At 55.9% G+C, this 4598-nt stretch carries 4 protein-coding genes and 1 pseudogene; 2 read left to right on the top strand and 3 right to left on the bottom strand.

Annotated elements, in window-relative coordinates:
• Positions 1-73 precede the first annotated feature (73 nt).
• Positions 74-484, bottom strand: a pseudogene (locus JKL45_RS29275) (IS6 family transposase); the annotation flags it as partial.
• 351 nt (positions 485-835) lie between these two features.
• On the opposite strand from JKL45_RS29275, the gene JKL45_RS29270 reads away from it, so the two are divergent.
• Both JKL45_RS29270 and JKL45_RS29265 read left to right on the top strand, forming a co-directional pair.
• Positions 836-1492 carry an outer membrane protein gene (locus tag JKL45_RS29270; protein ID WP_201865277.1) on the top strand — a complete coding sequence of 219 codons (657 nt, stop codon included), beginning with the start codon at positions 836-838 and terminating at the stop codon, positions 1490-1492.
• 448 nt (positions 1493-1940) lie between these two features.
• Positions 1941-2228 (top strand): ABC transporter permease family protein, encoded by a 288-nt coding sequence (locus JKL45_RS29265; protein WP_201865276.1) that lies wholly within the window; start codon positions 1941-1943, stop codon positions 2226-2228.
• Positions 2229-2841: 613 nt separating this feature from the next.
• On the opposite strand, the gene JKL45_RS31030 is transcribed toward JKL45_RS29265, so the two are convergent.
• Together JKL45_RS31030 and JKL45_RS29255 are read right to left on the bottom strand one after the other, a co-directional pair.
• Positions 2842-3174: a Rap1a/Tai family immunity protein gene (locus tag JKL45_RS31030; RefSeq protein WP_201865275.1), complete on the bottom strand. Its 333-nt coding sequence runs from the start codon at positions 3172-3174 to the stop codon at positions 2842-2844.
• 847 nt (positions 3175-4021) lie between these two features.
• Complete coding sequence (locus tag JKL45_RS29255; protein ID WP_201865274.1) at positions 4022-4177, bottom strand: hypothetical protein; 156 nt, start codon at positions 4175-4177, stop codon at positions 4022-4024.
• Positions 4178-4598: the final 421 nt, after the last annotated feature.

The raw sequence follows: 4598 nt of genomic DNA, 5'->3' as shown, positions 1-4598 counted from the left end.
ATGTCAGCCCGGTTCAGTTTGAAAGGCTAGCCGGATCGCTACAAAACCGCTCTCCACTAATCTGAAGCAAGTCCACAATGACCCTTGGCACATAGCACAAGCCCTTCAGCAGCTTGCGAAAGAAGCGCTTGGCGGCCTTCGTGTTCCGACGGCTCTGCAGCACTAGCACATCGAGCACGTTGCCGTGCTGATCAACGGCTCGCCACAGATAATGCAGTTTGCCGCGAATGCGGACAAACACCTCATCCAGAAACCACTTATCGCCGGGTTTAGGCCGCCGCCTCTTGAGGCTATTGGCGTAAGCTCGTCCGAAGCGCAGGCTCCACTCGCGGATGGTCTCGTAGCTGACCACGATGCCTCGCGCCGCCAGGACCAACTCGACTTCGCGCAGGCTGAGGCTGAAGCACTGGTACAACCAGACCGCCTGGTTGACGATCTCGGCCGGAAAGCCGTAGCCGCGGTACGGATTAGATGTCGTGCTTATGCCCAAGACCCTGCCACAGGCCTCGGGCCGTTACCAACCTGACAGTACCTTGCGCAGGCGAAACGGCGGCGCGGATATCAGGATTTGTAACGCAGACGGAAAAACCCTGCCCGTTTCGGGGCAGGGCCAGTTTCTCCTCGCCTTCGGAAAGCTCCGAAAACAGATCCAGCAGGGCACACGGTCTCCAGGGTGTCAAATCCACGAATTGTTAAAACTGCGGTAAGCATAATCGCCGTTAGACCTAATCGACTAGGGCCTAAACCGGAGCGGTGTTGCATCTTTATCATAGCCTTTCTGTCCCGCTTCTCCATAATCAGCCTCAAGATCTTCTCGTCCAAAGGATTCGACTTCATGAAATCCCGTCTTCTTGGCCTGCTCGCCGCCACCGCCCTCACTGTGGCTGGTGTTTCTGCTGCTTCTGCTGCCGACCTGCCGATGCGCTCGGCTCCTCCGGCTCCGATCCTTGCCGCTGCTCCGATCTTCACCTGGACCGGCTTCTACGTCGGTGTGAACGCCGGCTACGGCTGGTCGAACGACGACTTCGACGCGGTGGATTTCGCTGATGACGAGGACGACGGCGGCTTCGTCGGCGGTGCCCAGGTGGGCTACAACTACCAGATCGGCTCGTTCGTCGTCGGTCTCGAAGGCGACATCCAGTACGCCGACTTCGGCCGTAGCGGTGCCTTCAACTTCGTGGACGAGGATGGTGACATCTTCGCAGGCGAGTTCGATCGCAGCGACTGGTTCGGCACGGTCCGCGCCCGCGCTGGTGTGGCCTTCGGCCAGGCGCTCATCTACGCCACCGGCGGCTTCGCGTTCGCGGACGACGCCAATGGCTGGACCGTGGGTGGTGGTGTGGAGTACGCCTTCACCAACAACCTGTCCCTCAAGGTCGAAGGCCTGTACGTCAGCCTCGACGCCGACAACGAGTTCGACTTCGACTTCGACAATGATGTTGACTTCGGTGTGGTGCGCGCGGGCCTGAACTACCGCTTCAGCACCTACTAAGACCCGTTGCATCTGCGACAGAGAAGGCCTGGGGAAACCCAGGCCTTTCTTCTTGCGGAAGCCGCTGAGCTCTTGCAACCGCACGCCAGTTGGGCTAGTTATAAAAGCACAGAGTGCTCTCGGTGATTTTCACCCAGAGTGCGGTAGCTTTCCAAACCCCGCTGTCGAGCCCTCGCTCCGGCGGGCTTTTTCATGCTCGCTCCATGCCCCGCAGAACCCGGCATTCGGTAGTAAAACCCCCAGATATCATAGGGACGATCCCGCAACTTCCGGCCTGTCCTAGAGCGCAGTATGGTGAGCGTTGTTGCAGAAGAGCTAGGGGTGATCGCGCTGATCTGATTGATCTCGGCAAAGATAGGCCAACGTACTGAGTTGTTTACGTACAGAGAAAGCTATCCTAACTCTGTTCTGCTAGGCCGCTACTAGAGGAATGGCACTGCACTCCATCATGATGAATATCAAGATCATCTGTTTTGCTGTCATCGGCGCTCCGTTGGGCTGCGCTGTGGGGTTTCTATCCAGCTTTCTCTTCATGACTATCTTCGGCCCGACCTTCGGGTGGCTGCTGGGCATCGACTCTGAATTTCCGTGGTACGGATTGCTCATAGGTACTTTGTTCGCGATTATAGGCTTCCTTGTCGACGCTTATCTTGGAGCGTTGGTCGCGGTGTGGACGAAGAGATACTCTGTGCGCGAGTACGGTAGAAGGATTTGGGACTTCTTTGCCAACGAGTAGATCGCGCGAAAATCCCATCCAGGCTTCATCCCAATCCTCTCAGTACACAAGTCACCTGCATATACAGCTACTTACAAGAAATTTGGTAGTCTTTGCTGCCGAATGCCGGCAAATCCTACATCCAAGACGATGGCTGTCTCATGATAGAGATCAGCGCTCACACGTACGTAGAGGAGAGCATAGCGGAACGGATGGGGCTTCTCCGGTAGCTGAAGCTGTCACTCTTAAGTGAGCACGGAATGTCAGAATAACTACCGGTTCGTCTCGATGGCTGTGCTAGGTTTGGTTGCTCAGAAGCCTCACCGGAATGGACCTATGCGCATTCTTACCGCCGTCTCGATCCTTGCTCTTAGCCTGACCTCCCATGCAGCACACGCACAAGGGAGAGCAGTAACAGGATCAGCTCCAGGAAAGGGAGTCGAAAAGGTCTATAGCGCTGAAGAGGGTGCAGCCCTGGGTGCAGCTGTTCGTAAGAAGGCAGAAGACGCGGAGCGTGCTAGAGACGCTCGGTTGCGCAGGGCCACTAGTGGCATCTGCACGGGCTGCTGAGATCAGCCCCAACCTCTACGTAGAAGAGAGCATCGCTGAGGGGCTGGGGCTTGTGAGGTAGAGGCTAGCGACAGGGGAACGCACCTCCGAGTGCCTCTAGGACGAGGCTAGCCCCTGAGCGATCCCGCTGAGCAGGGTTGTCGCGCAGATAGCTGCAGACGACGTTAATAACGTTTCCGGAGTTCACTCTACCCCAAGGGCAGATTAACTTTTGCTGCCTTCCAAGTCCTGCAACTGCTTGCTGGGCGTCATGGACGCCAAGAATGTAGTCAAGTGCACTAGAGCGTCTGGTTTGACAACGATCGTACAGGTCATTCCCGTCCCAGAAATTCGCATGTGTGGGGGCAGAGGTCACTATCGAAGCAATACAACCTGCGAGAACAGCGAAACGCCTCATGATGTACCCATTTGAACCTAAGCCTACCAAGCGAAAGACTAAGGGTAGCCCCCTATGGCGTAAACAAGGGCAGCAGGGGTGTAGGCGGGTAGCTTAGGAGGTAGTTGGCATCATGGACATTCTTCGCCGCTTCTTCACCCTAGCTCTGAGAGTTAAAGACGCAGTTACAACTGTCGGAAGCTAGGCTCAGTCAGGTCTACATGATGCAGTTCGACAACGGGCAGACCATGCGCCGGCATCTCAAGCTGACCTGATTGGAAAGCTTAGCCGAGGAAGTATTTCCCGATCACACCAAGCGCTCCTACCGAAGCCAAGGCCAAGACGAACCACATTGGGCAGTGATGGGTGCAATCCTCTGCATCGAGGCAAGGATCTAATACGTCTTTGCTGAGATGTCTCATGATGCCGGTGCGGGTACTACCTGAGCGTTTCAGTTTTATGACACGGTTCATCATTGAATAGCCCAACCCGGATGTCAAAGCCCCTATCCCACAAAGCAAGGCATAGCGAGCACGACGCCAAGCGGGAGAGGGCACCCTTATTCCGCGTCTGAATTCTCGTAAGCTAAAATCTATCCAGCTCCGCCTGCTCCTCAGCCGCTGCTTCGGGGGAGTTCCGCACTTCGCCTTCGGCTGCAGTACTAAGTCTCTGATACACGCCAAGACCAACGACCATCATAACCCCACTGAACAGAAGGAGTGTGGGGTAGAGCATCATGGTCAGGTCCGCCCCTTTGCTTGTTTGAAAGACAGCGACCAATGCTTCAAGAAAGACGGCGATGCTGATCGTAGATACAAACTTCGTAATGCTGCGGCGTGCTTGACCCGCATTCCGCATTTGGGTGGGGTCAATAACCTCTTCTTCGAGGATATTTGGCCACCTCAAAGATTGCTATAGCGATGACCATGTAGCCGACAGAGTCGAGAAGCGCCCGGCCAATATCGTGCTCTGGAGCCCTGAAAGCGGTGACCTGTTGCATGCCCGCATAGACGATCAGGCTCATGGCTACAATCATCAGAACTATGCTCACAGCACAGAACACTGCCCGCGTAAGTAGCTGGTAAACCCGCATTCTGTCGCTCCCGAACCCGCATAGGCCGTCTCTAGCCTAGAGCAGGGAAACCTCTATGGGCAAACCCTCAACCCACCAAACGAGGCGGACAGACCACCACCCCAAGCAAGGGTAAGCCAAGCTAATTCGGCAGATTTGAGTCGCTTGTCTCTATATTGATTGCAGCATCGGAGGCACTCTCATACACGGTTCCGGCCACAATTGGCGGCGCTCCTAGTGAGACTGTGATAGCAGCAGAGCACGCAGGACAAGCATACACGGTGCCACTCTGAAGAGGGTAGAGTCCGCGCTGGTGGTGGAAATTTGCTGACGCGCCGGGTGTTGGGATGAGGTGGTCATTGGGAGGACCGGC

The organism is Microvirga soli (assembly GCF_016734765.1).
Lineage (GTDB): Bacteria > Pseudomonadota > Alphaproteobacteria > Rhizobiales > Beijerinckiaceae > Microvirga > Microvirga soli.
The sequence above is the reverse complement of the archived record's forward strand: the minus strand, read 5'-3'. Positions and strand labels throughout refer to the sequence as shown.

What these genes read in the sequence shown, in the direction of transcription:
- JKL45_RS29270 (WP_201865277.1), top strand. Translation starts at nt 836, where the DNA reads ATGAAATCCCGTCTTCTTGGCCTGCTCGCCGCCACCGCCCTCACTGTG.
- JKL45_RS29265 (WP_201865276.1), top strand. Translation starts at nt 1,941, where the DNA reads ATGATGAATATCAAGATCATCTGTTTTGCTGTCATCGGCGCTCCGTTG.
- JKL45_RS31030 (WP_201865275.1), bottom strand. Translation starts at nt 3,174, where the DNA reads ATGAGGCGTTTCGCTGTTCTCGCAGGTTGTATTGCTTCGATAGTGACC.
- JKL45_RS29255 (WP_201865274.1), bottom strand. Translation starts at nt 4,177, where the DNA reads ATGAGCCTGATCGTCTATGCGGGCATGCAACAGGTCACCGCTTTCAGG.